This is a genomic window from Janthinobacterium sp. 67 (assembly GCF_002797895.1).
Classification (GTDB): Bacteria; Pseudomonadota; Gammaproteobacteria; order Burkholderiales; family Burkholderiaceae_D; genus Janthinobacterium.
This window is the reverse complement of record NZ_PGES01000001.1, coordinates 3,009,953-3,034,919: the sequence shown is the minus strand read 5'-3', so window position 1 is coordinate 3,034,919 and position 24,967 is coordinate 3,009,953. Positions and strand designations below refer to the sequence as shown.

The window sequence follows — 24,967 nt, the reverse complement described above, 5'->3', positions numbered from 1 at the left end:
GAACACATCATCGCCGTTATGGCAACTGTAACAACATAAAGTAGACGTCATTGTAATCGAAGGTTCATGCAAAAACGCCGACGTGCAAATTGCTTTTTTAGAACTATCTGGCCAAACCCAAGGATATAAACGAAAAAACCATGGTTTTGGCCATGGTTTTTTTTGTAAGCAATGGTAACTTAATGTAACTTTGCTAACTATGGCGAATCTTTTTTGTGCCGATCAGGCAACCGCTGGCACGCGCGTCGCGACGCCCGTGGCAATCGCCGCCTGCGACACGGCAGGCGCGACCCAGCTGCGCAGGCGCTCGTCGAATGGCGACGGGATCAGTTGCAATGGCGTCAGGGCGCTGCTCTCGTGGCCCGGCAGCGGCTCCTTGGCCAACGCGGCGATGGCGCGCACGCAGGCCAGCTTCATTTCTTCGTTGATCGTGGTGGCGCCCACGTCGAGCGCGCCGCGGAAGATGTAGGGGAAGCACAGCACGTTGTTGATCTGGTTCGGGTAGTCCGAGCGGCCCGTGGCCACGATGGCGTCGTCGCGCACGGCGTGCACTTTTTCCGGGGCGATTTCCGGGTGCGGATTGGCCAGCGCGAAGATCAGCGGCTTGGCGGCCATCGATTCGACCATCTGCGCGCTCACCACGCCGCCCTTCGAGACACCGATGAAGATGTCGGCGCCGACCATGGCATCGGCCAGGTCGCGGTCGCTCGTGTCATTCGCGTAGCGCGCCTTGTTCTCTTCCATGTTGGCATCGCGGCCCGGGTAGATCACGCCCTGGCTGTCGCATACTTTCAGCAGCGACTTGTTCAGGCCCAGCGAGACGAGCAGGTCCAGGCAGGCGATCGAGGCGGCGCCCGCGCCCGAGACGGCCACCTTGACGTTGCCGATGTCCTTGCCCACCAGTTCCAGGCCGTTCAGGATGCCGGCCGCGACGATGATGGCCGTGCCGTGCTGGTCGTCGTGGAAGACGGGAATGTTCATGCGCTTGCGCAATTGCTGCTCGATATAGAAGCAGTCGGGCGCCTTGATGTCTTCCAGGTTGATGCCGCCGAAGGTCGGCTCCATGCGCACGACGGTGTCGATGAACAGGTCGGGATCGTTCTCGGCCAGTTCGATGTCGAACACGTCGACGTCGGCGAACTGCTTGAACAGGCAAGCCTTGCCTTCCATTACCGGTTTGCTGGCCAGCGGGCCGATATCGCCCAGGCCCAGCACGGCCGTACCATTCGTGATCACGGCCACCAGGTTGCTGCGCGAGGTGTAGGTGCCGGCCGTGCGCGGATCTTCCACGATGGCTTCGCAGGCAAACGCCACGCCCGGCGAGTACGCCAGGGTCAGGGCGCGCGCGTCGCCCAGCGGTTTGGTTGGCGTGACGGAAATCTTGCCTGCGCGGGGTTCCGCGTGATAGGCGAGGGCGGCTTCTTTCAGGTTGAAGGTCTCGCCGTTCTGTTCGGCGTGCTTGCTGTGCGAAGTAGACATAGGAATTCTGGGAAGGGCAACCAGGCCCGAGTGGTAAGTCCGAGCCATGGTATGCAAGCGTTTGCACGATGTCAAGGCTGGATTGTACTTAAGCACAACAAAACCGCTTTGGGCAGTGGCATTAATTCAATGCAAGCGTTTGCTCGGTTTTTGACGGAATGGGCATTTTTTGCGATAAAATCACGCTATTGCTATCCGGGAAGCCCATGACAAACAAGAACCCCACCTTAAGCGACGTTGCGCGGGCCAGCGGCGTGCACTTTTCCACCGTGTCGCGCGTGATGAACCCGGCAACGCGGCAAATGGTCAGCGCCGAGGTGGCCACGCGCGTGCTGGCCGAAGCGGGCCGGCTCGGCTACCGGCCCAACCGCGCCGCCTCCACCCTGGTGACGCGCAAGTCGCGCATCATCGGCGTGGTCTTGCCCGACATTACCAACGCTGTTTTCCCGCCGATCCTGCTGGGCATCGAAGAAGGCTTGCGCAAGCATGGCTACCTGGCCATCGTCACCAACGTGGGCGCCGACGAGGAAGAGCAGCTGTTCGTCATCAACCGCCTGCTGGGGCAGCAGGTCGATGGCCTGATCCTGGCCACGGCGCGCCGCGACGATCCCGTCATCAAGATGTGCATCGACCAGAACGTACCCGTCGTCACAGTCAACCGCAGCGATGAAAACGGCGTCGCCTCCTGCGTCGTCAGCGACGACGTGGTCGGCATGCGCCTGGCCGTCGAACACTTGCTGGCGCTGGGCCACCGCCATATCGCGCACATCGCCGGCCCGGAAAATTTGTCCACGGGCCACGTGCGCCGCCTCGGTTTCCTGGCCGCCATCCAGGCCAGCGAACTCGATCCCTCGCAAGCGTTCGTCTTTGAAAGCAGCGGCTATTCGCGCGAATGCGGCAAGGAGGCATTGCTGGAACTGTTGCGCCATTCGCCGCGAACGACGGCCGTGGTGACGGGTAGCGACCTGGTGGCCCTCGGCTGCTACGACGCCATCCGCGAGCTGGGCTTGAGTTGTCCCGAAGATATTTCCGTCGTGGGGCACAACGACATGCCCTACATGGACATGATCCGTCCCCCTCTCACCACCATCCGCATCCGCCACCACGGCATTGGCACGGAAGCGGCCCGCCTGATCCTGCAAACCATAGACTCGCCCGATTCGCCGGTGCTCGACGTGCGCCTGAAACCCGAACTGGTGGTGCGCGAATCGACGGCCGCGCCGCGCGCCTGAGTCTGCCACTTGTTGTGCTTCTTTTGCTGGAGTATGTTTAAATCTTGATATTGATAATTATCAAGACAACGCCATGCAACCGACAGCAACGCAAGCCCGGCAGGGAGGCCGCTGATGCCGAAGAACTTCGGCATGCCCGGCAACGCCTGGCGCTATGCGCTGGACAGCGACTATGGCTATTGTTCGCCCTTGCTTGACGGCATAGAGTTTGAAAACGAGTGGGTCACCATCCGCGAATCGGCGATCCGCATCCGCACCGGCTATGCCTGGGATGGCTGTTCGCCCTGTATCAGCGTGCTCGGCCTGTTTTATGTGGGCACGCCCGATGGCGCGCAACACCTGGGCTTGCCGGCGACCTATCACGCCAGCCTCGTGCATGACGTGCTGTGCCAGTGGCGCGCCGACATTCCCGTCACCCGCGCGCAGTCGATCGCCATTTTCCACCAGTTGCTCAGGGAAGTGCGCTTTCCCCTGGCGGGACTGTATGCGGGCGCCGTCCTCCTGTTCGGGCCGCGGCGCGGCTTCATGCGCCCTGGCGCGCGCGCCACCGTGGCCGCCCCGCACCCGCCGGGCGCAACATTAAAGCGGCGCTGACGCCGCCGCCGGCGCGCCATGATGTTAAACTGGCGCCCCTCATCGTTTCTCTTGCCCTCTACCGCCATGACCAAAACCAATACGCCTTCCCCCAAACGCCGCGAAGAGGGCGTCGCCAAGCTGACCGTCAATCCCTTCCTGGACGCCGACTTCTACGCGCGCATGCGCGACTATACGGAGCGCGATGCGGCCATCATCAAGGAACTGAAGGCGATCGCCGAGATTCGCGCCGGCAACAAGCAGCCCGACCCGCGCCTGGCGCCATCGCTGCAAGCACTGCGCGATACCGTCAAAAAAGGTTTGACGTTCGGCGAGATGCTCGAGCGCATCGCGGCCGGCAAGGAAAAGGGCTTGTGGGAACCGTGGATGACGACCTTCGGCATCGAGATCCGCGCCGTCAACTATGGCGCCGGCCCGCGCAACGCCTGCCTGGTGCTGGACCTGGCCGCGAATGCTCCCGCGCACGCCATGTTCGCCAAGGCCGGCATCCAGAACTGGCGCAGCCTGGCCGCCGACGATTGCTCCGTCGTGCGCTCGGAAAAGGCGACGGAAACGACGCCCTTGAAGGTGTATGCCGTGTTTTACCTCGATCCTGCCTGAGCTGGGCCGATATACGGATGAACCTCCTCAAAAAACGCGACCGGAGCAATTGAGTGTATCGGTCTCGCACGTAGATAACTTTTGCAACTGTTCGCTGCCGCGCGGATGCTGCTATCGATATTCGAGTCAAATGGGATACTAATCCCGGCGGCAGCCGGACTAGCGGCAGCGTCCGTGGGCGAATTGACGGAAGGTTGATATATTGGTTTTTATGCGTCGTCGCTTCGGCCGGTTAGCGCTTGGCTAAGTACGCCGGCCTGCCCAGATTGTCCCTGCACTTGCTGGTGCATATAGCGGCAGGTAGAGGGTATGACCTTCTTGCAGATGCACATCGGTGTCGATAACGGCCGTTACCGCTGCATGAACGGAGCATAAGCGCGGCAGATGCGGTAGACGATCTTTGCATTGATGTGATCGCCCGCCGCTGATAAGAGTCAGCGTTGTAGCTGGTGAAACTCCTTAGACGCGTCCATAAGTATCCTGGAAGCGCACGATATCGTCCTCCCCAAGGTATTCGCCGCTTTGTACTTCGATCATCACAAGACTTAGCATACCCGGATTCTCCAGCCTGTGTTTGTGGCCCGCAGGAATATAAGTGGATTCATTAGTTCTGACGAACAGTTCAGTATCACCATTGACCACTTTCGCCATGCCACTGACTACGATCCAGTGCTCGCTGCGATGATGGTGCATTTGCAGCGATAAAGAGGCACCGGGTTTTACCTCGATGCGCTTGATCTTGAAGCTGGCATCTTCTTCAAGCACGGTGTAAGTGCCCCATGGACGGTGCGCCGTGAGATGGTGTTTGTGTGCATCGTGCCCTTGCGATTTCAGTTTTGCATAGAGATGCCTGACATCTTGCGTGCGAGATTTATCGGCCACGAGCAAGGCATCGGGAGTATCGACGATGATGAGATTATCGATGCCGACCGCACCAATGACTCGTTTGTCGCTGTGGATATAGCAATTAGTAACATCATGCAAGAATGCCTGAGCATCGATGCGATTGCCGTTCGCATCTGGCGCGGAAAGGTCGGCCAGTGCGCTCCAAGAGCCAATATCGCTCCAGCCAATGTTACACGGAACCACTGCAACTTTGCTTGATTTTTCCATGACGGTATAGTCGATGGAGTTGTCAGGAACTTTTGCAAAGCTGCCGGAATCAAGTTCGATTTCCTTCACGCCCTTGCCTTCGACACTACGGGCCTGCGCCATACATGTGCGCGTCGTCAAGAGAATGTCTGGACAGTACTGCTCCATTGCTTCCAACATGCTGCCGGCAGTAAAGCAAAACATACCGGAGTTCCACAAAAATCGCCCGGACTGGAGATACTCTACAGCTTTCTCATGCGATGGCTTTTCTACGAAGCGCAACACCTTGCTGCCCTCTGCCTCAATGTAGCCGTAGCCGGTTTCAGGCGCATCTGGCTGGATGCCAAACGTGACCAGATTACCCTGCTGCGCAAGTACGGCTGCGTCAGCGACGGCGTCGACGAACGCTGCTTGATCAGCGATCAGATGATCTGCGGCCAGAACCAACAAGACGGCATCAGCACCATACGTCTCGGATACATGGAGTGATGCAGCTGCAATGGCTGCTGAGGTATTGCGGCCAAAGGGTTCGAGGATAAATGAAGTCGGTAGCTGTGTCTGATTGACTTCACCGAATTCGTCTTTGGTCTTGAAGAATAGTTCACGATTGGTGACGGTCAGAATTTCCTCGACATCTGGTAACACTGCGCCACGCAGGAAGGCTTTTTGCAAAAGGCTTTGTCCATCCGCCAGGCGAATGAAAGGTTTTGGATGCAGATCACGGGAGACAGGCCAAAGGCGCGAGCCCACACCACCGCATAAAATTGTTGGAACTAAACGCATAACTCTCTCTTATTTTCTTCAGTTAATTTCTCTTTGACGCTGCAGCAACACCAGCAATATGCTTGCCGTTGGGATATGGGTAGTTGCCTTGCGTAAATTCTCTCAGTCGATATCGCATTCATGACGTACAGCGACAACTCAAGACTGAGGGCGCTTAAGGTCGATATCACTTGATGAAAATCGATCTTGTATTAATTTTTTGCACTTTAATCGAGTACCAAGAAATGATTGTAAAAGATTAAAAAGTCAACAGTCTTGGATGCAAAAACAGTTGCCTCTGCTTAGGGCTTTACGTAATAGCCTTGATGACTGCCGGATACACAAACACATGGCGTAATTATAATTCACAACACATGTCGCGACACACACCTCTGGCTTGCCCAGACAGAGCATGAGATGCCCATATACACTCATGCGCTAGCGACGAAGGTAAACATTGCGGACACGGTATTTGCTACCGAGATTAGATGAAGCGTTAGCTGCCGTTGAACCGTGACGTTGTGACGGCGCCAGTTCCTCCACGACGGCGAGCTTGCCCAGATCGCCACCAGCGCGATGCCGGCCTATCCCATCCGATTTTTGGTGGCAATGCCCGCACCGTTGCACTCGCTGATTATTCGCGAATCTTGATCGATATGTCAAATTTATGTGGTTAATTCAATTACTTATAAGAAGTCACATCAAAATCACGTCGTACTGCTCCTGATGGTAGGCATTCTCCACCTGCAGCGAGATTTTCTTGCCGATGAAGTCGCCCAGCATGGCCAGGTGCTGCGATTCTTCTTCGAGGAACAGATCCACGACTTCCTGCGAGGCGAGGATGCGGAATTCGCGCGGGTTGAACTGCTTGGCTTCGCGCAGCAGTTCGCGCAGGATTTCATAGCAGATCGTGCGCGAGGTTTTTACCTGGCCCTTGCCGGCGCAGGCGGGGCACGGTTCGCACAGAATGTGGGCCAGCGATTCGCGCGTGCGCTTGCGCGTCATTTCCACCAGACCCAGCGGCGAAAAGTTGCTCACCGAAACCTTGGTGCGGTCGCGCGACAAGGTGCGTTTCAGTTCGGCCAGCACGGCGTTGCGGTGCTCGGCGTTGTCCATGTCGATGAAGTCGAGGATGATGATGCCGCCCAGGTTGCGCAGGCGCAGCTGGCGCGCGATGGCGTGCGCCGCTTCCAGGTTGGTCTTGAAAATCGTGTCGGCGAAATTGCGCCCGCCGACGAAGCCGCCCGTGTTGACGTCGATGGTAGTCATCGCTTCCGTCTGGTCGACGATCAGGTAGCCGCCCGACTTCAGGTCGACCCGGCGGCCCAGCGCGCGCAGGATCTCTTCTTCCACGCCATATAAATCGAACAGCGGGCGCTCGCCCGTGTAGTGCTGCAGGCGCGTCAGTTCGCTGGGCGTGTAGATTTCCGCGAATTCGCGCAGTTTCACATAGTTTTCGCGCGAATCGACCTGGATGGTGGCCGTTTCATCGCCGACGAAGTCGCGCAGCACGCGCTGCGCCAGGCTCAAGTCCTGGTGCAGCAGGCTCGTGGCGGGCCGCGTGCGCGCACCGTGCGTGATCGTGCTCCAGGTCTTGCGCAGGTAGTCGACGTCCGCCTTCAGGTCCGCGTCGGACGCGTCCTCGGCCATGGTGCGCACGATGTAGCCGCCCTTTTCATCGGGCGGCAGCAGGCTTTGCAGGCGCACGCGCAATTGCTCGCGCTCCGCTTCCTTCTCGATCTTCTGCGAAATGCCGATATGTTTATCCTGCGGCAGGTACACCAGCATGCGCCCGGCGATGGAAATCTGCGTCGACAGGCGCGCACCCTTGGTGCCGATCGGGTCCTTGATCACCTGCACCGTCAGCACCTGGCCGTCGAAGAGGATTTTTTCGATCGGCGCCGGCGTGGCGTTCTGGCCGTCGTGGCCGCGCGCTTCCCAGATGTCGGCCACGTGCAGGAAGGCGGCGCGCTCCAGGCCGATGTCGATGAAGGCCGATTGCATGCCCGGCAATACCCGCACCACCTTGCCGGAATACACATTGCCGGCCAGGCCGCGCGTGAGCGTGCGCTCGATGTGCAATTCCTGCACGGCGCCCTGCAGGATGAGGGCGACGCGCGTTTCTTGCGGCGTGATATTGATCAGGATGTCTTCGTTCATGGGGGCGCGGGAGTGGAGGCAACGAATGACATCATACCCGGGATCAGGGCAGGGGCAAACCCGCTTCACGCAGCAATTGCGCGGTCTCGTACAGGGGCAGGCCCATGATGCCGGAATGGCTGCCTTCGATGTGCTCGACGAACAGCGCGGCGCTGCCCTGGATGCCGTAGGCGCCGGCCTTGTCGTACGGTTCCGGCGTGGCGCAGTAGGCGGCGATCGAGGCGGGCGAGAGCACGCCGAAGCGCACTTGCGACACCTGCGTGCGCTGCTCGGCGAAATCCTTGTAGTGCACGGCGATCGAGGTCAGCACCTCGTGCGTGCGGCCCGACAGCTGCTGCAGCATCGCCACCGCTTCCGCGCGGTCGGCCGGTTTGCCGAGGATGACGCCGTCGATGGTGACGGTGGTGTCGGCCGCCAGCACGGGACGCGGGGTCAGGTGGCGGCGGCGCACCAGGTCCCACGCGAAGGCGGCTTTTTCATTCGACACGCGGGCGACATAGTCGAGCGCCGATTCGCCGGGGAAGACTTCCTCGGTGACGTCGGCGCCGCGCGGGCCGTCGCTGCGCAGCAGCAGCAATTCGAAATCGACGCCGATCTGGCGCAGCAGTTCGCGCCGGCGCGGACTTTTGGAAGCGAGGTAGATCTTGTGATCAGCCGTTTTCATGGGGGAGTTCAGACGCGGTGATAGGGGTGGTTTTGCGTGATCGACCAGGCCCGATAGAGCTGCTCGGCGAGGATCACGCGCACCACGCCGTGCGGCAGGGTCATGCTGGAAATGCGCAGCATGCCTTCGGCACGTGCCTTGAGTTGCGGATCGAGGCCGTCGGCGCCGCCGATCAGGAAGGCGGTGTCGCGGCCATCCTGCTGCCACGCCATCAACTGCTGCGACAGGCCGACGCTGGTCAGGTCCTTGCCGCGTTCGTCGAGGGCGATGATGCGCACGCCCTTGGGCAAGACGGCTTCGATGCGCTCGCGTTCGAGCGCCATCGCCGTGGCGGCGGTCTTGCTGCCGGAACGCTCCACCGGCTTGATTTCTTTCAGCACGATGCGCAATTCCGGTGGCATGCGCTTCGCGTATTCCGCGAAGCCCGTCTCTATCCAGGCCGGCATTTTATGGCCGACCGCAGCGATGATGAGCTGCATCGAGGCTTACGCTTCGACTTTTTTGATACGCTTGATCACGGTTTTTGCCGGTGCAGCATCGGCTGCCGGCTTGGCCGCGCGTGGGGCGCGTACTTTTTTCTCCGGCAGCGCTTTCAGCGCTTTCACGGCGGCCGCTTCGGTCTTGGTCGGCGCGACTTTCACGGTCTTGCCGACGGCTTTGGAAGCGGCGGCTTTCTTGGCCGGGGCTTTCTTGGCGGCGGTGGCGGCCGTGGCTTTCTTGGCCGGCGCCTTTTTCTCGATCACGGGCGTCGCTTCCACATTGGCCTTGCTTGCCGCCAGATGGCCGCTGACCTTTTTCGGCTCGTCGCCGGCCGCTTTTTTCGGCGCGCGCTTGGCGGCGCCCAGCTTGACCGGGGTGTCGCCCCAGATTTCTTCCAGACGGTAGTAGGCGCGGATAGGCGCTTGCATGATGTGGACGATCATGTCGCCCAGATCGACCAGCACCCATTCACCGGTGTCCTCGCCTTCCATGCCGATGATCTGGCCGCCGGCGTCCTTGACCTTGTCGCGCACCGAGGCGGCCAGCGCCTTGGTTTGACGGTTCGAGGTACCGGAGACGATCGCGATGCGGTCGAACAGGCTGGTCAGGTGGCTCGTTTCGAAGACGGCGATGTCTTGGCCTTTGACGTCTTCAAGGGCGTCGACGACGAGGGTTTGCAGTTTTTTGATGTCCATTTAGCTTTTGTATAAATTATGTTGTTCAATATAGTCTAGCACTAGCGGGGAAACAAGCGAGTTCGCCCGATTCCCCCGTTGTAATGCCGCACGTATTTCGGTGGCGGAGATATCCACCGCGAAGTCCTGTGCCAGATAAGTCAGACCGTGCGGCGTGTTGCGGATGCTTTCCAGAGACCCCAGGCGGCGCGAAAATGCGTCGGCGACCACTTGCGGTACTGCTGTGTCATTCAGCGCGAAGCCGGGGCGGGCCGCGACGCAGATATGCGCGTATTCAAATAATTGCTGCCATTCGCGCCATGTCGCGAGCCGCTGCAGCTGGTCGGCGCCCATCAGGAAAACGATGGAAGCGCGCTGTCCCAGCTCGGCGCGTACCTGGCGCAAGGTATCGATGGTGTAGCTGGCCTGGCCATGTTCGCTGCGCTCGATTTCCTGGCGGTCGATCACCACGGGCAGGGGCAGGCCGGCAAAGGCAAGGCCGGCCATTTCGGCGCGCTGCTGGCCGGTGGCGCCCAGTTTATCCTTTTGCCAGGGCGCGCCTGCCGGAATCACGCGCAGTTCATCGGCGTGCAGCAGGCTGGAAAAATGCGCGCCCAGCGCGACATGGCCCATGTGCACCGGATCGTAGCTGCCGCCGAGCAGCGCCACGCACGCCGTACCGCTTTCCTTCACGCCTGCAGCCAGTCGCGATGCACGAGGAAGTCAGTATACAACGCCGCTTCGGGACTGCCCGCTTCCGGGTGCCAGTCGTAGCGCCACTTGACGACGGGCGGCATCGACATCAGGATCGCCTCGGTGCGTCCGCCCGACTGCAGCCCGAACAGGGTGCCGCGGTCGAAGACCAGGTTGAACTCGACGTAGCGTCCGCGCCGGTAGCACTGGAAATCGCGTTCGCGTTCGCCGTAGGGCGTGTCCTTGCGGCGCGCCAGGATCGGCACATAGGCGTCGATGAAGGCGTCGCCGGCGCTGCGCATCATGGCAAAGCTGTCGTCAAAGCCCAGGGCGTTGAAGTCGTCGAAGAAGATGCCGCCTGCGCCGCGCGCTTCGCGCCGGTGCTTCAGGTAGAAATAATCGTCGCACCACTGCTTGAACTTCGGATGCAGCTCGTCGCCAAACGGCGCCAGCGCGTCATGGCACACCTGGTGAAAATGCTTGACGTCGCCCGTGTCGCCATAATACGGCGTCAAATCCATGCCGCCGCCGAACCACCATACGGGTGCGCCATCGGCATTCACGGTGGTGAAAAAGCGCACGTTCATGTGCACCGTGGGCGCGTAGGGATTACGCGGATGCAGCACCAGCGACACGCCCATCGCTTCCCACGCCTTGCCGCCCAATTCAGGGCGCGCGGCCGCTGCCGATGGCGGCAATGCGGCGCCTGTGACGTGCGAAAAATTCACGCCGCCACGCTCGAACACATTGCCTTCCTCGATCAGCCGCGAAATGCCGCCGCCGCCCTCGGGGCGCTGCCAGGCATCGGTCAGGAAGGGCTTGCCGTCCTGCGCTTCGAGCGCCTGCACGATACGGCTTTGCAAATCGAGCAGATAAGCCTTGACGGCCGAAGGGGAGGGAGTTGACGACATCGCGTGGGCCGACGAGGCCGAAATAAAAAAGTAAGGACGGATTGTACCCTGTTACGCGTTTTTGTGATAGGCCGGCGCTGGCGCTGTGGTTTTGCGGCTGGCGCCCCTTACAACATGCGCAACTGCTGCAGCACGGGCAGTTTCTCACGCAGGAACTCGTCGATGGCGGCGTTGAGCAGCTGCTGGTGCGCCGCCTCGTCGTCGCATGCCGCGCCGTCCTTGAGCAGGCGGCGCCCGCAGCGCGCCATGGCGCTGGCCGCCTGCGCCTGCAAGCTGGCCAGGTCCGGTTGCTCGCCTTCCTGGGTCAGCAGAGAAAACAGCAGCCGGTCGATGAATTCCATGTTGATACCGCTGCCAGCCAATGACGAGCACAGGATGCGGTAGTCGTCGCCATAGCGCAACTGTGCGCCGATGGCCCGGTTCAGGCGGTGCGCGGCGGCGTCGTCGCTGCCGCTTTGCGCCACATCCGGGAAATACATCACGACCTGGCCGCCGGTGACCAGCATGGCTGCCACCTCCGCCAGGCTTTGCATGCTTTGTCCGGGCAATGAGGGCAGTGCGGCCAATTCGGCCAGGCTATGCGGGCCGGTTGCCAGCGCGTCGCAGACGGCGCCGTAGACCTGCTCGTTTCCCGTCACTACGCCAACCTTGGTCTGGAAGCTAAAGGTCATTTTTGCGCGCGGCACCAGCATGACCAGGTGCACATCGGCCAGGCATTCCGCCTGGCGCGCGGCGCCCATGCGGCGCGCGCCCCGCACCAGCACGTCCTTGCGGAAACTGGTATCGAGAAAATAATCCTTCATCGTTTCACGCATGGCCGCATCGGGCAGCAAGTCGATGGTGGCTTGCCGGTCGGCGTTCAGGTACAGCTCGGGAAAGGCAAAAGGCAGGTCGGCGGAGCCGGCAAAATCGAGCTTGGCGCGCGCCACATCGCGCATCACGTCGGTGTGGTACAGCGGTTCCCAGTCCTGGTTCAGGTATTCATGCACGCTGTAATGGGGATCGCTGTTGATGAGCGCATTGAGGCGCGGTGCGAGTGCGGGATTGTCCGTGATGTAGCCCGCCTGCAGGTTCTGCAACTGCTGCACATAGGCGATGCCAGCCTGGATCTGCAGGTCGCTGCGTCCGGGAAAGCTGTTGGAAAACTCCAGCAGCAGGCGTTGCAGGGGCAGGGCGGAACTCCATCCAGGCATGGCGTTGTAGCTGAGCGAAACGATGCCGCCCGGTTTCAGGTAGCGGGCGATGAAGTCGACGATGTGCTGGCGGTTTTCGCGGTTGACCCAGGTGTAGATGCCGTGCAGGGTAATGAAGTCGAACTGCGGCAGACCGGGCACGCGGCCCTGACCCAATTCTTCGAAGCTGTTTTCCAGCAGGGTCAGATTGTCCAGCTGTGCTTTTGCCGCCAGGGCGCGTGCGCCGGCGACATGCGCGGGATTGAAATCGTTGCCGTAGAACTGGCCGTTGGGATTGGCGGCCGCCAGGACGTTGAGCGTCTGGCCGCGGCCGAAGCCCAGTTCAAAATAGGTGTAGGGCTGATCCAGGGGCACCGGCTCGACGCCGTGCAGGATGCAGCTGAAATTGAGGTGATGCGGACTCAGGTCGCTGTAAAAACCGTTGGTGTACTCGATATCCGACACATATCCTTCATTCCAGGCCATGGTTTCCCCGCATTGGTGGCAAAACGGCAGTATGCCATCATGGCTGCCTGCGCGGGAAGTGCGTTGTGGCTCAGGGCGCCGGTGGCGGGGCGTCGTCCTGCACCACGGTGATGGAGAGCTCCGGCCCGGCGCCGGGCGGACGTGTGCTTTCGACGGCGTGCGCGGCGTTCTGTTGCAGGTCAGGCCGCGCTATGCCGTGCCCGGCGATGGCGGCGGGAGAGGGCGCCTGCTTGCTGATAATGGCGCTGGCCGCCAATGCCAGCAGCAGCACCAGCAGCGCGGCTTTCACCCACGTTCCCGGGCGCGCATGCGCGGGGCGCTCGCGGCGGGCCTGGCGCGCGGCGGCGTCGACGATGATGCGGGCCAGCTCGGAGCCGCGCTGGCGGGTGCGCAGGCGCAGGGCCTCGAATTGGGCTGCGGACAAGGTGCCTCGCCGGAGCATGTCGCGCAAGGCGGCGACTGGCGAGGCGAGCAGGCGGTCCGTCGGCAGGCTGGCGTGCGCGGCGTCGCGCTGCCACTGGTCGATCACGTCTTCGTCGTACAGGGCGTCGATGGCGTGGCGGTTCACCTGCCGCAGCGCATCGGCGGCCAGTTGCTGGCGTTCGAGCAGTGCCGCGCCGTCATGCTGGCGCGGCAGCTCGCGCACCCGCTGCAGGAAGGCGTCCTGTGGCAGCAGGTCCGTGCGCAGCAGCCATGCCAGGGTGTCGACGGGCCCCGCACCGGCGGCCAGTTCCGGCACGTCGATATCCTCTTCTTCGTTGTGCTTGCGCTGCAGTTCGATGATGTCGAGTTCGGCGATGGCGTCGTCGAGTTCCTCGGCCGTGATCAGGCCGAGCCGGCGCACCTGGGCGAGGGAAGGATGGATGTGGCTGGGCATGGGCCGCATCTTAGCGCAAGGCCCGTTTTTTCGGCGCGCCCATGCAAACGGGGCCGGGGCGGATGACTTCCGCGCCGGCCCCGCCGTTTGCCGCAAGCGGCCTGCTTAGTGCTTCAGGCCGCGCCAGCCGATGTCGCGGCGGTACTGCGCGCCGTCGAAATGGATTTTTTCCACGGTTTCATACGCCTGCTTCTGCGCCATCTTGATGCTGTCGCCCAAGCCCACCACGCACAGCACGCGGCCGCCGTTGGTGACCAGGCGTTCGCCGTCGATGCGGGTGCCCGCATGGAAGGTGACGGAGTCCGGCGTTTCGGCCGGGATGTCGCCGATCGCCGTGCCCTTGACGGGATCGTCCGGGTAACCGGCGGCGGCCATCACGACGCCAACGGCCGTGCGGCGGTCCCATTCCAGTTCCACGGCGTCCAAGGTGCCGTTGACGGCGTGTTCCATGACGGTGACCAGGTCCGTTTTCAGGCGCGCCATGATCGGCTGCGTTTCCGGGTCGCCCATGCGGCAGTTGAATTCCAGCGTCTTCGGCGTGCCCTTGTCGTCGATCATCAGGCCCGCGTACAGGAAGCCCGTGAACGTGATGCCATCCTTGGCCATGCCCTGGATGGTCGGCACGATGATTTCGCGCATGACGCGCGCATGCATGGCCGGCGTGACGATCGGCGCCGGCGAATACGCGCCCATGCCGCCCGTGTTCGGGCCCTGGTCGTGGTCCTTCAGGCGTTTATGATCCTGGCTGGTGGCCAGCGGCAGGATGTTCTTGCCGTCGCACATGACGATGAAGCTCGCTTCTTCGCCGGCGAGGAATTCCTCGATGACGATGCGCGCGCCGGCGTCGCCGAACTGGTTATCGGACAGCATCATGTCGACCGCCTGGTGCGCTTCTTCCAGGGTCATGGCAACGACGACGCCCTTGCCGGCGGCCAGGCCGTCGGCCTTGATGACGATGGGCGCGCCCATGGCGTCGATGTAGGCGTGCGCCGGAGCGACGTCGGAGAACGTCTGGTAGGCGGCCGTCGGGATGCCGTGGCGCTGCATGAAGGCCTTGGCGAAGTCCTTCGACGATTCCAGCTGCGCCGCTTCTTTCGTCGGGCCGAAGATTTTCAGGCCGCGCGAGCGGAACAGGTTGACGATGCCGGCCGCCAGCGGCACTTCCGGGCCGACGACCGTCAGGCCGATGTGTTCCTGCTGAACGAAGTCGGCCAGCAATTGCGGATCGCTGATGTCGAGATTGACCAGGCGCGCATCGCGCGCGGTGCCGCCGTTGCCCGGCGCGACATACACCATCTGTATGCGTTCGGACTGGGCCAGTTTCCAGGCCAGGGCGTGTTCGCGGCCGCCAGAGCCGACTACCAGAATTTTCATAGGGACCGTTCGTTCAATGTGGGTTGCAGGGCGGCGGTGCCGCCCTTGAGTACAGAGTGATTAATTCTCTATTAACGCGTTGGTAAACACTTCCTGCACGTCGTCCAGCAGTTCCAGCGCATCGATCAGCTTTTGCATCTTGATGGCGTCGTCGCCCGCGTACACGGTTTCCGTCGCCGGTTTCATGATGACTTCGGCCACTTCGGCCTTGAAGCCGGCCGCTTCCAGCGCTTCCTTGACGGCGGCGAAATCGTGCACGGGCGTCACCACTTCAAAGCCGCCTTCTTCATCGGCGATGACGTCGTCGGCGCCCGCTTCCAGGGCCGCTTCCATCAGCTTGTCCTCGTCGGTACCCGGCGCGAACAGCAGCTGGCCGCAGTGCTGGAACATGAAGGCGACGGAGCCTTCGTTGCCCATGTTGCCGCCGTTCTTGTTGAAGGCGTTGCGGACTTCGGCCACCGTGCGCACCTTGTTGTCGGTCATGCATTCGACGATGACGGCCGCGCCGCCCACGCCGTAGCCTTCGTAGCGCACTTCTTCGTAGTTGGCGCCATCGACGCCGCCGCTGCCGCGGTTGATCGCGCGCTGGACGTTGTCTTTCGGCATATTGGCATCAGCCGCCTTGTCGACGGCCAGGCGCAGGCGCGGATTGGTGATGGCGTCGGCACCGCCCATGCGGGCCGCAACCGTGATTTCCTTGATCAGGCGCGTCCAGATTTTGCCGCGCTTGGCATCGGTGGCAGCCTTTTTATGCTTGATATTGGCCCATTTGCTATGTCCTGCCATGTCGAATCTTCCTTAGACGGGTGTTCAATTGTGGCCGATATTTTAGCATATCGGCCCCTTGCGAAGCGGCATGGCCCCGTCATCAGGATGACACAATCTGTTGCTAAAGTGACGCGCTTTCACCATATCGAGGGCGCGACATCATGGCAAGTCAAATGGACAGACGGCAATTTCTGAAATTGGGCGGCTTCATTACCGTCTCCGTGGCCACCGTCGGCCTGGCCGCCTGCGGCAGCACCGACTACAGCGATCCCGGCGTGCCGCTGGCCTCGGGCGGCGACTGGAAATTCCCGCAAAGCGTGGCCTCGGGCGACCCGCGCGCCGACAGCGCCATGCTGTGGACGCGCGTCGTGCCCGCCAGTTTCGACGCCGTCGCGCCCGCCGTGGCCGGCAAGGCCGACGTGGCCGTGCGCCTGATCGTCAGCGCCGCCGACAATACGGCCGCCCTGGGCGGCAACACGGTCCTGGCCGGCACGCCCATCGTCGACGCGAAACTGCCCCTGAAAGCCGATTTCGACAATACCCTGCGCCACAAGGTGACGGGCCTGCAGCCGGGCCAGGTGTATTTTTACCAGTTCATCGCCGGCGACGTGCGCTCGAACGTGGGCCGCTTCAAGACGGCGCCCGCCGCCACTAGCGACGTGGCGCAGCTGCAGTTCGCCTACCTGACGTGCCAGGACTGGAGCATCAACCACTGGGGCGCGCTGTCGCACATCGCGGCCAATGAAAACCTCGATTTCATCGTCCACCTGGGCGACTACATCTATGAAACGGTGGGCGAGGGCTTCCAGAGCGGGGCCGTGGAAAGCCGCCACGACCAGCTGAAACTGCCGGACGGCACGTTCAAGAGCGGCACGTCCGGCGCGAAATACGCGACCACCGTGGCCGATTACCGCTACCTGTACAAGAAATACCGCACCGATGCGCGCCTGCAAGCCGTGCACGAGCGCTTTGCCTTCATCGCCATCTGGGATGACCATGAATTCACGGACGACGCCTGGCAGGATGCGTCCACCTACGAAGGCATCGTGGCGCTTGACGGCAGCGATCTGCACCAGCCGGTCCGCCGCCGCAGCGCCAACCAGGCCTGGTTCGAATACATGCCGGCCGACGTCACGTTCGATGGCGCCGCGACCACGTTCCAGAACATCCAGATCTATCGCGATTTCCAGTTCGGCAAACTGATGCAGCTGGTGATGACGGACGAGCGCCTGTACCGCGCCGACCATGCGATCGCCGAGTCGACCATCAACCCGGCCACGGGCAAGCCGCTGGGCAGCATCGGCAGCCGCTACCTGGTGCCGCAAGCGCTGTTCGACAGCGTGGAAGGGCAGAAAATGGCGGCCGCCACCAAGGCCGGCGCCGACCCGCTGGCCGCTGTCGGCATGCTGGGCAGCACGCAGCGCGACTGGTGGAAAAGCAAGATGAAGGCGGCGACCTCCACCTGGAAACTGTGGGGCAATGAAGTGTCCCTGCTGCGCATGGGCTTGAATGGCACGGATGCGATCGCCACCTTGCTGGCGCTGAGCGCCATGAGCAAGGTGGGCCAGGCCATCGCCAGCACCCTGCCTTTGGTGGGCGGCAGCGTGCCGCTGGCGTCCGCCATCGTGGCAGCTTCCACGGCGGGCGCGGCGCAAAACGTGGCGCAAGCGGCGGCCATGGCCATTGCCGGCGCGGCAGCGAACGCCAGCGCCCAGGGCGCCGCTGCCGTGGGCGCCGGCTTGAGCGCGGCCCAGGCCGGCATCACGGTGGCCGCCTACAACAGCGCCTCGCCGGCCGCCGCCGCGCAAGTGATCGCCTTCGGCTGGATCAAGCCCGACGTGCAGGCCAAGGGCGCGGCCTCGAGCTTTGTCGCCGCATCGGGCCAGCAAGCGGCGCTGGCGCCATTCTTCACGCGCTTCCTGCTCAATTGCGACCAGTGGGACGGCTACAACAGCGAGCGCAAGAACCTGATGGCGCATCTGAAAACGAACGCCATCGGCAACGTGGTGGCGCTGACCGGCGATATCCACTCGTTCTTTGCCGGCACCGTCAGCGACGATTTCGACGCGGCAGGCGGCGGCACGCCCGTCATGGTGGACCTGGTGTCGGCCGGCGTCAGCTCGGACTCTTTCTTCAGCTACCTGAAGTCGGCGGCCGGCAGCATGGGCGATATCGGCACCCTCGTCAGCTATCCGCTGGCCATTCCCGTCACGGGCCTGGGCACGGTCAATCTCGACATCAACCTGCTCGACTACACCATGGGCAAGGCGGCGCCCACCGTCGACAGCCTGCTGGAGCAATTGCGTGTGCAGCTGCGCGGCGCCTTGGCCGCCAAGGGCGTACCGGAAGCGCAACTGGACGCGACGGTCGCCGCCGTGCAGGCCGGCTTGAAAGCGAGCACTGACTTCAGCACGACCCTGCTGGGCCTGGCGCAGCAATTGTCCGGCCTGGGCAACAACCCGTGGATCAAGCATCTGAACACGGATGCGCAGGGCTACACGGTGGTCACTGTAACGCCGGGCAAGCTGGTGGCGCAGTTCAAGCAGGTGAATAAGCTGATCGGTACGGCGGCACCGTCGAACGTGATTGCCCGCGTGACGACGGCGACGGTGACGGCGGGCGCGGCGGCGGTGGTTGTCTCCTAAATGCTGCACTGGGATGTTGTCGGGTTACGCCCTTTGGGCTAACCCGACCTACGCCTGACCTGTGCGCTTTTGGGGGGGGCAAGCGTAGGTCGGATTAGCGCGGCAAAGCCGCGCGTAAACCGACAACATGGTTGGCGCGGCTGGTGGTGTTGGCTTGCCATGTGGTTGTTGTCGGATTACGCCCTTTGGGCTAACCCGATCTACCCCGACCTGCGCCACCGGCATGGGCGTTGCAGCCGTCTTTGGCTTTTGCCTTACAATCTGGACATGAGCTCCAGTTCCCCGCAAGCAACCCCGTCTTCGCTTCCCCGTTCCGTCTACCTCGGTGGCCTGGCCATCGCCGTGGGCGGGGCGGTGCTGTTTTCCACCAAGGCCATCGTCGCCAAGCTGCTGTACCGCTACCAGATCGACGCCGTTACCCTGATCGCCTTCAGGATGATCTTTTCGCTGCCCGTGTTCGCCGTCATCGCGTACTGGAAGATGCGCACGGAGCCGCCGTTATCAAACCGCGACCGCCTGCGCCTCGTCGGGCTGGGTCTCGTCGGCTATTACCTGTCCAGCTATCTGGATTTCCTGGGCCTGCAATACATTTCCGTGGGGCTCGAGCGCCTGATCCTGTTCCTCACGCCCACCTTCGTGCTCCTGATTACCACCGTGTACTTCAAGCAGAGCATCAGCCGCCTGCAGTGGCTGGCCTTGCTCACCTCCTACTGCGGCATCGTGCTCGTGTTCGTGCACGACTTGCAGGGCGGGGCCAGCAATGTGGCGCTGGGTTCGACCCTGGTGCTGGGCTCGGCCTGTTCGTATGCCGTGTATCTGCTGGGCTCGGGTGAACTGGTGAAACGCATCGGTTCGATGCGTCTGGTCAGCTACGCGATGTGCGTGGCCAGCTTTGCCTGCATCGCCCAGTTTTTCATTTTGCGCCCTGTCGAACTGCTGATACAGCCCATGCCCGTGTATGGTTTGTCATTGCTCAATGGCATCTTTTGCACGGTGATGCCCGTCTTCATGACAATGATCGCCGTCGAGCGCATCGGCGCGCCCGTCGCTTCGCAGGCGGGCATGATCGGCCCCGTGTCGACCCTGTTCCTGGGCGCCATGATCCTCGACGAACCGATCACCAACTGGCAACTGGCTGGCACCAGCCTGGTATTGGCCGGTATTTACTTGCTGTCGAAAAAGAAATAATTCCTCCACCCACTGAAAAGTCCTCACCATGAAAACACGCATCGCCCTGATTGCCCACGACAAGAAAAAAGATGACATGATTACCCTGGCGGGCGAATACCTGGATTTCTTGAAGGGTTGCGAACTGTCGGCCACGGGCACCACGGGCGGGCGCCTGATCAATGAACTGGGGCTGGCGGTCGAGCGCAAGCATTCGGGTCCGTTCGGCGGCGACTTGCAGATCGGCTCGCTGCTGGTGGAAGGCTTGATCGATTGCGTGATCTTCCTGCGCGACCCGATGACGCCGCAGCCGCACGAGCCGGACATCAACGCCCTGGTGCGCGCCTGCGACGTGCACAACGTGGCGTGCGCAACGAATCTGTCGTCGGCGCACCTGGTGCTGTCGCAGCTGCAGGCGCGCGCCAGCGCGGCCGCCTGATCCACCTATACGAGGAGATAGCATGAGCGCAACGATTACCACCAAGGCCATCCGCGTGCAGCGCACGGGCGGCCCGGAAGTGATGGAATACGTGGACGTGGAACTGCCGCCGCCCGGTCCCGGTGAGGCGCGCGTGAAACACGAGGCCATCGGCCTCAACTTCATCGACGTGTATTTCCGCACGGGCCTGTACCCGCAGCCGCTGCCCAATGGTCTCGGCGTCGAGGGCGCGGGCATCGTCGAGGCGGTGGGCGAGGGCGTCACGGAAGTGAAGGTCGGCGACCGGGTGGCGTATGCGGCGCGCATCAATGGCGCGTATGCGCAGCAGCGCAACCTGCCGGCGGCTCTGCTGCTGGTACTGCCCGAGCGCATCGCTTTCGATACGGCGGCCGCCATGATGCTGCAAGGCTTGACGGTGCAATACCTGTTCCACCGCACGGTGGCCCTGAAGGCGGGCGACACCATCCTGTTCCACGCGGCCGCGGGCGGCGTGGGCCTGATCGCCTGCCAGTGGGCGAAAGTGCTGGGCGTGAACCTGATCGGCACGGCCGGTTCCGATGACAAGGTGGCGCTGGCCAAGGCGCATGGCGCGGCACACGTCATCAACTACAACACGGAAAACTTCGTCGAGCGCGTGCGCGAGATCACGGGCGGCAAGGGTGTCTCCGTCGTCTACGATTCCATCGGCAAGGATACGTTCATCGGCTCGCTCGACTGCCTGGCGCCGCTGGGCATGATGGTCAGCTTCGGCAACGCGTCTGGCCCCGTGCCGGCGTTTACGCTGAGCGAGCTGGCCTCGCGCGGTTCGCTGTTCCTCACGCGTCCGGCCCTGTTCAGCTATGCCTCGAACCGCGCCAACCTGGAAGAGATGGCCACCTCGCTGTTCGGCGTCGTCAGCAGCGGCGAAGTGCAGATCGAGATCAACCAGCGCTACAGCCTGGCCCATATCGCCCAGGCGCACACGGACCTGGAAGCGCGCAAGACGACCGGTTCGACCGTCATCGTGCCATGAGCGGCGGCAGTGACGGCACACCGAAGTTCGGCCGCCTGCTGATCGTGCTGTTGTTGGCCGTGGCCCTGATCGGCGCACTGACTTTTGCCGCCGAGGCGTATTATTCTTAGGTGAAAAAAAACCGGCTGGTGCATTGCTGCGCCAGCCGGTTTTTTGTATTGCCGCGTCATTACTCTATCTTGACTTCGACTTTACGGGGCACGCCGCTCTGGCCGGGGAAATCGGCAAAGGCGCTGGCCACCATGGCCGGCATCACTTGCGACGTGGCGCGCTTGTTGCTGGTCGATTGCACGGTCACGTCGTACAGTTTCTTGCCGTTGCGGTCGTTGATCGTGATGCGCAATTCGCGTTCGTATTTGTGGCGCACGCTTTCTTCCACGTCCAGCGGGCCATACCAGTAGGGGTTGTAGCCGAAGCGGCCATAGCCTGGCCATGCGCCGTAGCGGTAGCCATAGCGGCCAGGCCAGTAGCCGGGGCCATACCAGAATGGGTCCGTGGTCTGCAGCACGCGCTCAGGATAATCGACGGTGGAGAAATCCATTGCTACGCGCAAATTGGCTGCCGCAGGGCCGGAAGCTTCGCCGAAGCCGTGTTTTGCCAGTTCCGCGCGCACCAGGTTCTGGTAGCTGCGGTATTCCAGCGTATCGTTTTCCGCCACTGGCGCTTCGAATACATATGATTTGTCCTGCAATTGCGCAGGCCATTCATGGAAGACGGTCACATCGCTGCGTATGGTGGTGGCGCATCCGGTCAGCAACACGGTCAATGCGGCCATCATGATGGTGAGATAACGTTTCATTGCATGACCTCCTGATAGTAGACACAATTCATCGCTTAGTATTATAAGAATAGTTCTATTTGTTTCTATTCATTATTACAGAATGTTACGGAGCATGTCGGCCTGTAAGGGAATCCAACATTCCTGAGCCGAATCGCGACTATCGGGGGCTGGTGTTGGTAAAATAGGCTTTTGCCTCCGCTCCCACCCAAATCCCTATGCGCACAGACAGCCCTCAGACGATTTACCGCAAAGATTACACGCCGCCCAGCTTCCTGGTCGACAGCGTCGAACTTGGTTTCGATCTTGATCCCGCCCGCACAGTGGTGGCGAGCCGGATCCGCATGCGCCACAACCGGGCCAGTACCAGCCGCAGCATCGAATTGCACGGCGAACACATCGAACTGGTGATGGTGCGCCTGAATGGCAAGGTGCTGAAACCGTCGCAGTACAAGCTGACGGCCGGCATGCTGACCATCCCCAAGGCACCGGACGAGGTGCTGCTCGATATCGAGACCGTGCTGGCGCCGCAGGACAATACCTCGCTGTCGGGCCTGTACGTATCGAACCATAATTTCTTCACGCAGTGCGAAGCGGAAGGCTTCCGCCGCATCACCTTCTTCCCGGACCGCCCGGACGTGATGGCCAAGTACACGGTCATGCTGCGCGCCGACAAGGAACAATATCCGGTGCTGCTATCGAACGGCAACCTGATCGAAGAGGGCGACCTGGGCGACGGCCGCCATTACGCCAAGTGGGAAGACCCGTTCAAGAAGCCATCGTACCTGTTCGCGCTCGTCGCCGCGCGCCTGGTGTGCCAGGAAGAGCGCTACACCTTGAAGTCGGGCCGCGAAGTGCTGCTGCAAGTGTGGGTGGAAGAGGGCAACCTCGATAAGACCGACTACGCCATGCAGTCGCTGAAAAATTCGATCCGCTGGGACGAGGAACGCTTCGGCCTGGAACTGGACCTGGACCGCTTCATGATCGTCGCCGTGGGCGACTTCAACATGGGCGCCATGGAAAACAAGGGCTTGAACATCTTCAACACCAAGTACGTGCTGGCCAATTCGCGCGTGGCGACCGACGTCGATTACGCGGGCATCGAAGCGGTGGTGGGCCATGAATACTTCCACAACTGGACCGGTAATCGCGTGACGTGCCGCGACTGGTTCCAGCTGTCGCTGAAGGAAGGCTTGACGGTCTTCCGCGACCAGGAATTCTCGGCCGACATGATCGGCACGGACACGGGCCGCGCCGTCACGCGCATCGACCAGGTGCGCACCCTGCGCCAGGCGCAGTTCCCTGAAGACGCGGGTCCGATGGCCCATCCCGTGCGTCCCGACTCCTTTGTCGAGATCAATAACTTTTATACCGTTACTATCTATGAAAAAGGCGCCGAAGTGGTGCGCATGTACCAGACCCTCGTGGGCCGCGATGGCTTCCGCAAGGGCATGGACCTGTATTTTGAACGCCACGATGGCCAGGCCGTCCAGTGCGACGACTTCCGCGCCGCCATGGCCGACGCGAATGGCCGCGACTTCACGCAATTCGAACGCTGGTATAGCCAGGCCGGCACGCCCATCGTCAGCGCTTCCACGCGCTACGATGCGGCCAGCCGGACGTTCGAGCTGACCCTGGCGCAAAGCTGCCCCGCCACGCCGGGCCAGCCGAAAAAACTGCCGTTCCACATTCCCGTCACCGTCGGCTTGCTGGCTGCCGATGGCCGCGATATGCCGCTGCACGTCGATGGCGTGGCAGCCCATGGCGCCACCAGCGTCGTGCTGGAATTGACGCAGGCGTCGCAGACTTTCCGCTTCACGGACGTGATGGAAGTGCCCGTGCCGTCGCTGCTGCGCGACTTTTCCGCGCCCGTGGTGCTCGAATACGGCTATACGGACGCCGAGTTGCTGCACTTGTTCCGCCACGACAGCGACCCCGTGAACCGCTGGGAAGCGGGCCAACGCCTGGCCATGGAGCGCCTGCTGAAACTGACGGCCGCCGTTGCCGCCGGCGAGACCCTGGCGCTGGACGACACCTTCATCGCAGCGCAGCGCGCCTTGCTGGCCGACGACACGCTCGATCCCGCCTTCCGCGAGCTGGCCCTGATCCTGCCGTCGGAAACCATCATCGCCGAGCGCATGGCGCAAGTCGACCCGCAAGCGATCCACGCGGCGCGCCAGTTCATGCGCCGCACGATTGCCGCGGCCCTGAAGCCGGAACTGCTGGCGCAGTACCACGCCAACCAGACGCCGGGCGAGTACAGCCCCGACGCCCTGTCGGCCGGCAAGCGCGCGCTGAAGAACCTGGCCCTGTCGTATCTGCTGATCGCGCCAGGCGCGCAAGAGCTGGACCTGGCGCGTCTGCAGTTCGACAATGCCGGCAACATGACGGACCGCGCCGCGGCGCTGGCGGCGCTGATTCATTCCGGCTCGCAGCCGCATGCGCAGGCGGCCCTGACCAGTTTCTATACCGACTTCGAGAACGAGGCGCTGGTGGTCGACAAGTGGTTCGCCATGCAGGCCGCCGCGCCCACGACCGACGTGCAAGCCGTGCGCCAGCTGATGACGCATCCGGCCTTCACCCTGAAAAATCCGAACCGCGCGCGCAGCCTGATCTTCAATTTCACCAACGGCAATCCATCGCAGTTCCATGCGCAAGACGGCAGCGGCTACGCCTTCTGGGCCGAGCAGGTCATCGCCCTCGACGCCCTGAACCCGCAAGTGGCGGCCCGCCTGGCGCGCTCGATGGACCGCTGGCGCCGTTACGTGCCCGCGCTGCAAAGCCCCATGCGCGACGCGCTGGAAAAAGTCGCCGGCCAGGCCAGCTTGTCGAACGACGTGATGGAAGTGGTCAGCAAGGCGCTGGCCAATTGATTGCACGTCGGATGACGCCCTGCGGGCTAATCCGA

The 24,967-nt window shown here is 62.2% G+C and carries 20 protein-coding genes and 1 pseudogene; 8 read left to right on the top strand and 13 right to left on the bottom strand.

The genetic code is table 11. The annotated features are described in order from the left end of the window. Positions 1-240: 240 nt before the first annotated feature. Positions 241-1,479, bottom strand: a pseudogene (locus tag CLU90_RS13620) (malic enzyme-like NAD(P)-binding protein); the annotation flags it as partial. Between the two features lie 206 nt (positions 1,480-1,685). Between CLU90_RS13620 and CLU90_RS13615 the strand changes: the two are divergent. The 3 genes from CLU90_RS13615 (at position 1,686) to CLU90_RS13605 (ending at position 3,905) form a co-directional block, all read left to right on the top strand. After that, positions 1,686-2,711, top strand: a complete 1,026-nt coding sequence (locus CLU90_RS13615) for a LacI family DNA-binding transcriptional regulator (RefSeq protein WP_092713955.1) — start codon at positions 1,686-1,688, stop codon at positions 2,709-2,711. A gap of 114 nt (positions 2,712-2,825) precedes the next feature. Continuing rightward, a complete protein-coding gene (locus tag CLU90_RS13610; RefSeq protein WP_092713953.1) occupies positions 2,826-3,305 on the top strand; it encodes a hypothetical protein in 480 nt (159 codons plus the stop codon). A 66-nt stretch (positions 3,306-3,371) separates the two neighbouring features. Continuing rightward, positions 3,372-3,905 carry a hypothetical protein gene (locus CLU90_RS13605; protein WP_232731194.1) on the top strand — a complete coding sequence of 178 codons (534 nt, stop codon included), beginning with the start codon at positions 3,372-3,374 and terminating at the stop codon, positions 3,903-3,905. A 459-nt stretch (positions 3,906-4,364) separates the two neighbouring features. On the opposite strand, the gene CLU90_RS13600 is transcribed toward CLU90_RS13605, so the two are convergent. The 11 genes from CLU90_RS13600 to CLU90_RS13550 form a co-directional block, all read right to left on the bottom strand. Beyond that, complete coding sequence (locus CLU90_RS13600) at positions 4,365-5,780, bottom strand: mannose-1-phosphate guanylyltransferase/mannose-6-phosphate isomerase (RefSeq protein WP_100428165.1); 1,416 nt, start codon at positions 5,778-5,780, stop codon at positions 4,365-4,367. Positions 5,781-6,455: 675 nt separating this feature from the next. Continuing rightward, positions 6,456-7,919 carry a ribonuclease G gene (gene rng / locus CLU90_RS13595; RefSeq protein WP_034747098.1) on the bottom strand — a complete coding sequence of 488 codons (1,464 nt, stop codon included), beginning with the start codon at positions 7,917-7,919 and terminating at the stop codon, positions 6,456-6,458. 43 nt (positions 7,920-7,962) lie between these two features. Next, on the bottom strand, positions 7,963-8,583 hold the full coding sequence (locus CLU90_RS13590) for a Maf family protein (RefSeq protein ID WP_100428164.1): 621 nt from the start codon (positions 8,581-8,583) through the stop codon (positions 7,963-7,965). A gap of 8 nt (positions 8,584-8,591) precedes the next feature. Further along, the gene (gene rlmH / locus CLU90_RS13585; RefSeq protein ID WP_034747108.1) at positions 8,592-9,062 is read right to left on the bottom strand and encodes a 23S rRNA (pseudouridine(1915)-N(3))-methyltransferase RlmH; all 471 of its coding nucleotides are present in this window, start codon (positions 9,060-9,062) and stop codon (positions 8,592-8,594) included. A gap of 6 nt (positions 9,063-9,068) precedes the next feature. Next, positions 9,069-9,758: a ribosome silencing factor gene (gene rsfS / locus CLU90_RS13580; protein ID WP_092713943.1), complete on the bottom strand. Its 690-nt coding sequence runs from the start codon at positions 9,756-9,758 to the stop codon at positions 9,069-9,071. Further along, positions 9,759-10,406, bottom strand: a complete 648-nt coding sequence (gene nadD / locus CLU90_RS13575; protein ID WP_269800014.1) for a nicotinate-nucleotide adenylyltransferase — start codon at positions 10,404-10,406, stop codon at positions 9,759-9,761. It lies immediately after the preceding gene. Between the two features lie 20 nt (positions 10,407-10,426). Beyond that, on the bottom strand, positions 10,427-11,341 hold the full coding sequence (gene hemF, locus CLU90_RS13570; protein WP_092713939.1) for an oxygen-dependent coproporphyrinogen oxidase: 915 nt from the start codon (positions 11,339-11,341) through the stop codon (positions 10,427-10,429). Between the two features lie 107 nt (positions 11,342-11,448). Next, the gene (locus CLU90_RS13565; RefSeq protein ID WP_100428163.1) at positions 11,449-12,999 is read right to left on the bottom strand and encodes a class I SAM-dependent methyltransferase; all 1,551 of its coding nucleotides are present in this window, start codon (positions 12,997-12,999) and stop codon (positions 11,449-11,451) included. A gap of 70 nt (positions 13,000-13,069) precedes the next feature. After that, on the bottom strand, positions 13,070-13,876 hold the full coding sequence (locus CLU90_RS13560; protein ID WP_157808818.1) for a hypothetical protein: 807 nt from the start codon (positions 13,874-13,876) through the stop codon (positions 13,070-13,072). Between the two features lie 105 nt (positions 13,877-13,981). After that, the gene (purD, locus tag CLU90_RS13555) at positions 13,982-15,250 is read right to left on the bottom strand and encodes a phosphoribosylamine--glycine ligase (protein ID WP_046686096.1); all 1,269 of its coding nucleotides are present in this window, start codon (positions 15,248-15,250) and stop codon (positions 13,982-13,984) included. A 60-nt stretch (positions 15,251-15,310) separates the two neighbouring features. Continuing rightward, on the bottom strand, positions 15,311-16,036 hold the full coding sequence (locus tag CLU90_RS13550) for a YebC/PmpR family DNA-binding transcriptional regulator (protein WP_100428161.1): 726 nt from the start codon (positions 16,034-16,036) through the stop codon (positions 15,311-15,313). A gap of 155 nt (positions 16,037-16,191) precedes the next feature. Between CLU90_RS13550 and CLU90_RS13545 the strand changes: the two genes are divergently transcribed. From CLU90_RS13545 to CLU90_RS13530, 4 genes are all read left to right on the top strand, one after another. Continuing rightward, positions 16,192-18,663, top strand: a complete 2,472-nt coding sequence (locus CLU90_RS13545) for an alkaline phosphatase D family protein (protein WP_100428160.1) — start codon at positions 16,192-16,194, stop codon at positions 18,661-18,663. 267 nt (positions 18,664-18,930) lie between these two features. Next, positions 18,931-19,851 carry a DMT family transporter gene (locus CLU90_RS13540; protein ID WP_092713931.1) on the top strand — a complete coding sequence of 307 codons (921 nt, stop codon included), beginning with the start codon at positions 18,931-18,933 and terminating at the stop codon, positions 19,849-19,851. Between the two features lie 28 nt (positions 19,852-19,879). Then, positions 19,880-20,269 (top strand): methylglyoxal synthase, encoded by a 390-nt coding sequence (locus CLU90_RS13535; RefSeq protein WP_034786684.1) that lies wholly within the window; start codon positions 19,880-19,882, stop codon positions 20,267-20,269. Positions 20,270-20,291: 22 nt separating this feature from the next. Next, entirely contained in the window at positions 20,292-21,281 is a 990-nt protein-coding gene (locus CLU90_RS13530; protein WP_092713929.1) for a quinone oxidoreductase family protein, read from the top strand. Positions 21,282-21,450: 169 nt separating this feature from the next. On the opposite strand, the gene CLU90_RS13525 is transcribed toward CLU90_RS13530, so the two are convergent. Continuing rightward, on the bottom strand, positions 21,451-22,080 hold the full coding sequence (locus tag CLU90_RS13525) for a DUF4136 domain-containing protein (RefSeq protein ID WP_092713927.1): 630 nt from the start codon (positions 22,078-22,080) through the stop codon (positions 21,451-21,453). 197 nt (positions 22,081-22,277) lie between these two features. On the opposite strand from CLU90_RS13525, the gene pepN reads away from it, so the two are divergent. Then, complete coding sequence (pepN, locus tag CLU90_RS13520) at positions 22,278-24,932, top strand: aminopeptidase N (protein WP_092713925.1); 2,655 nt, start codon at positions 22,278-22,280, stop codon at positions 24,930-24,932. Positions 24,933-24,967: the final 35 nt, after the last annotated feature.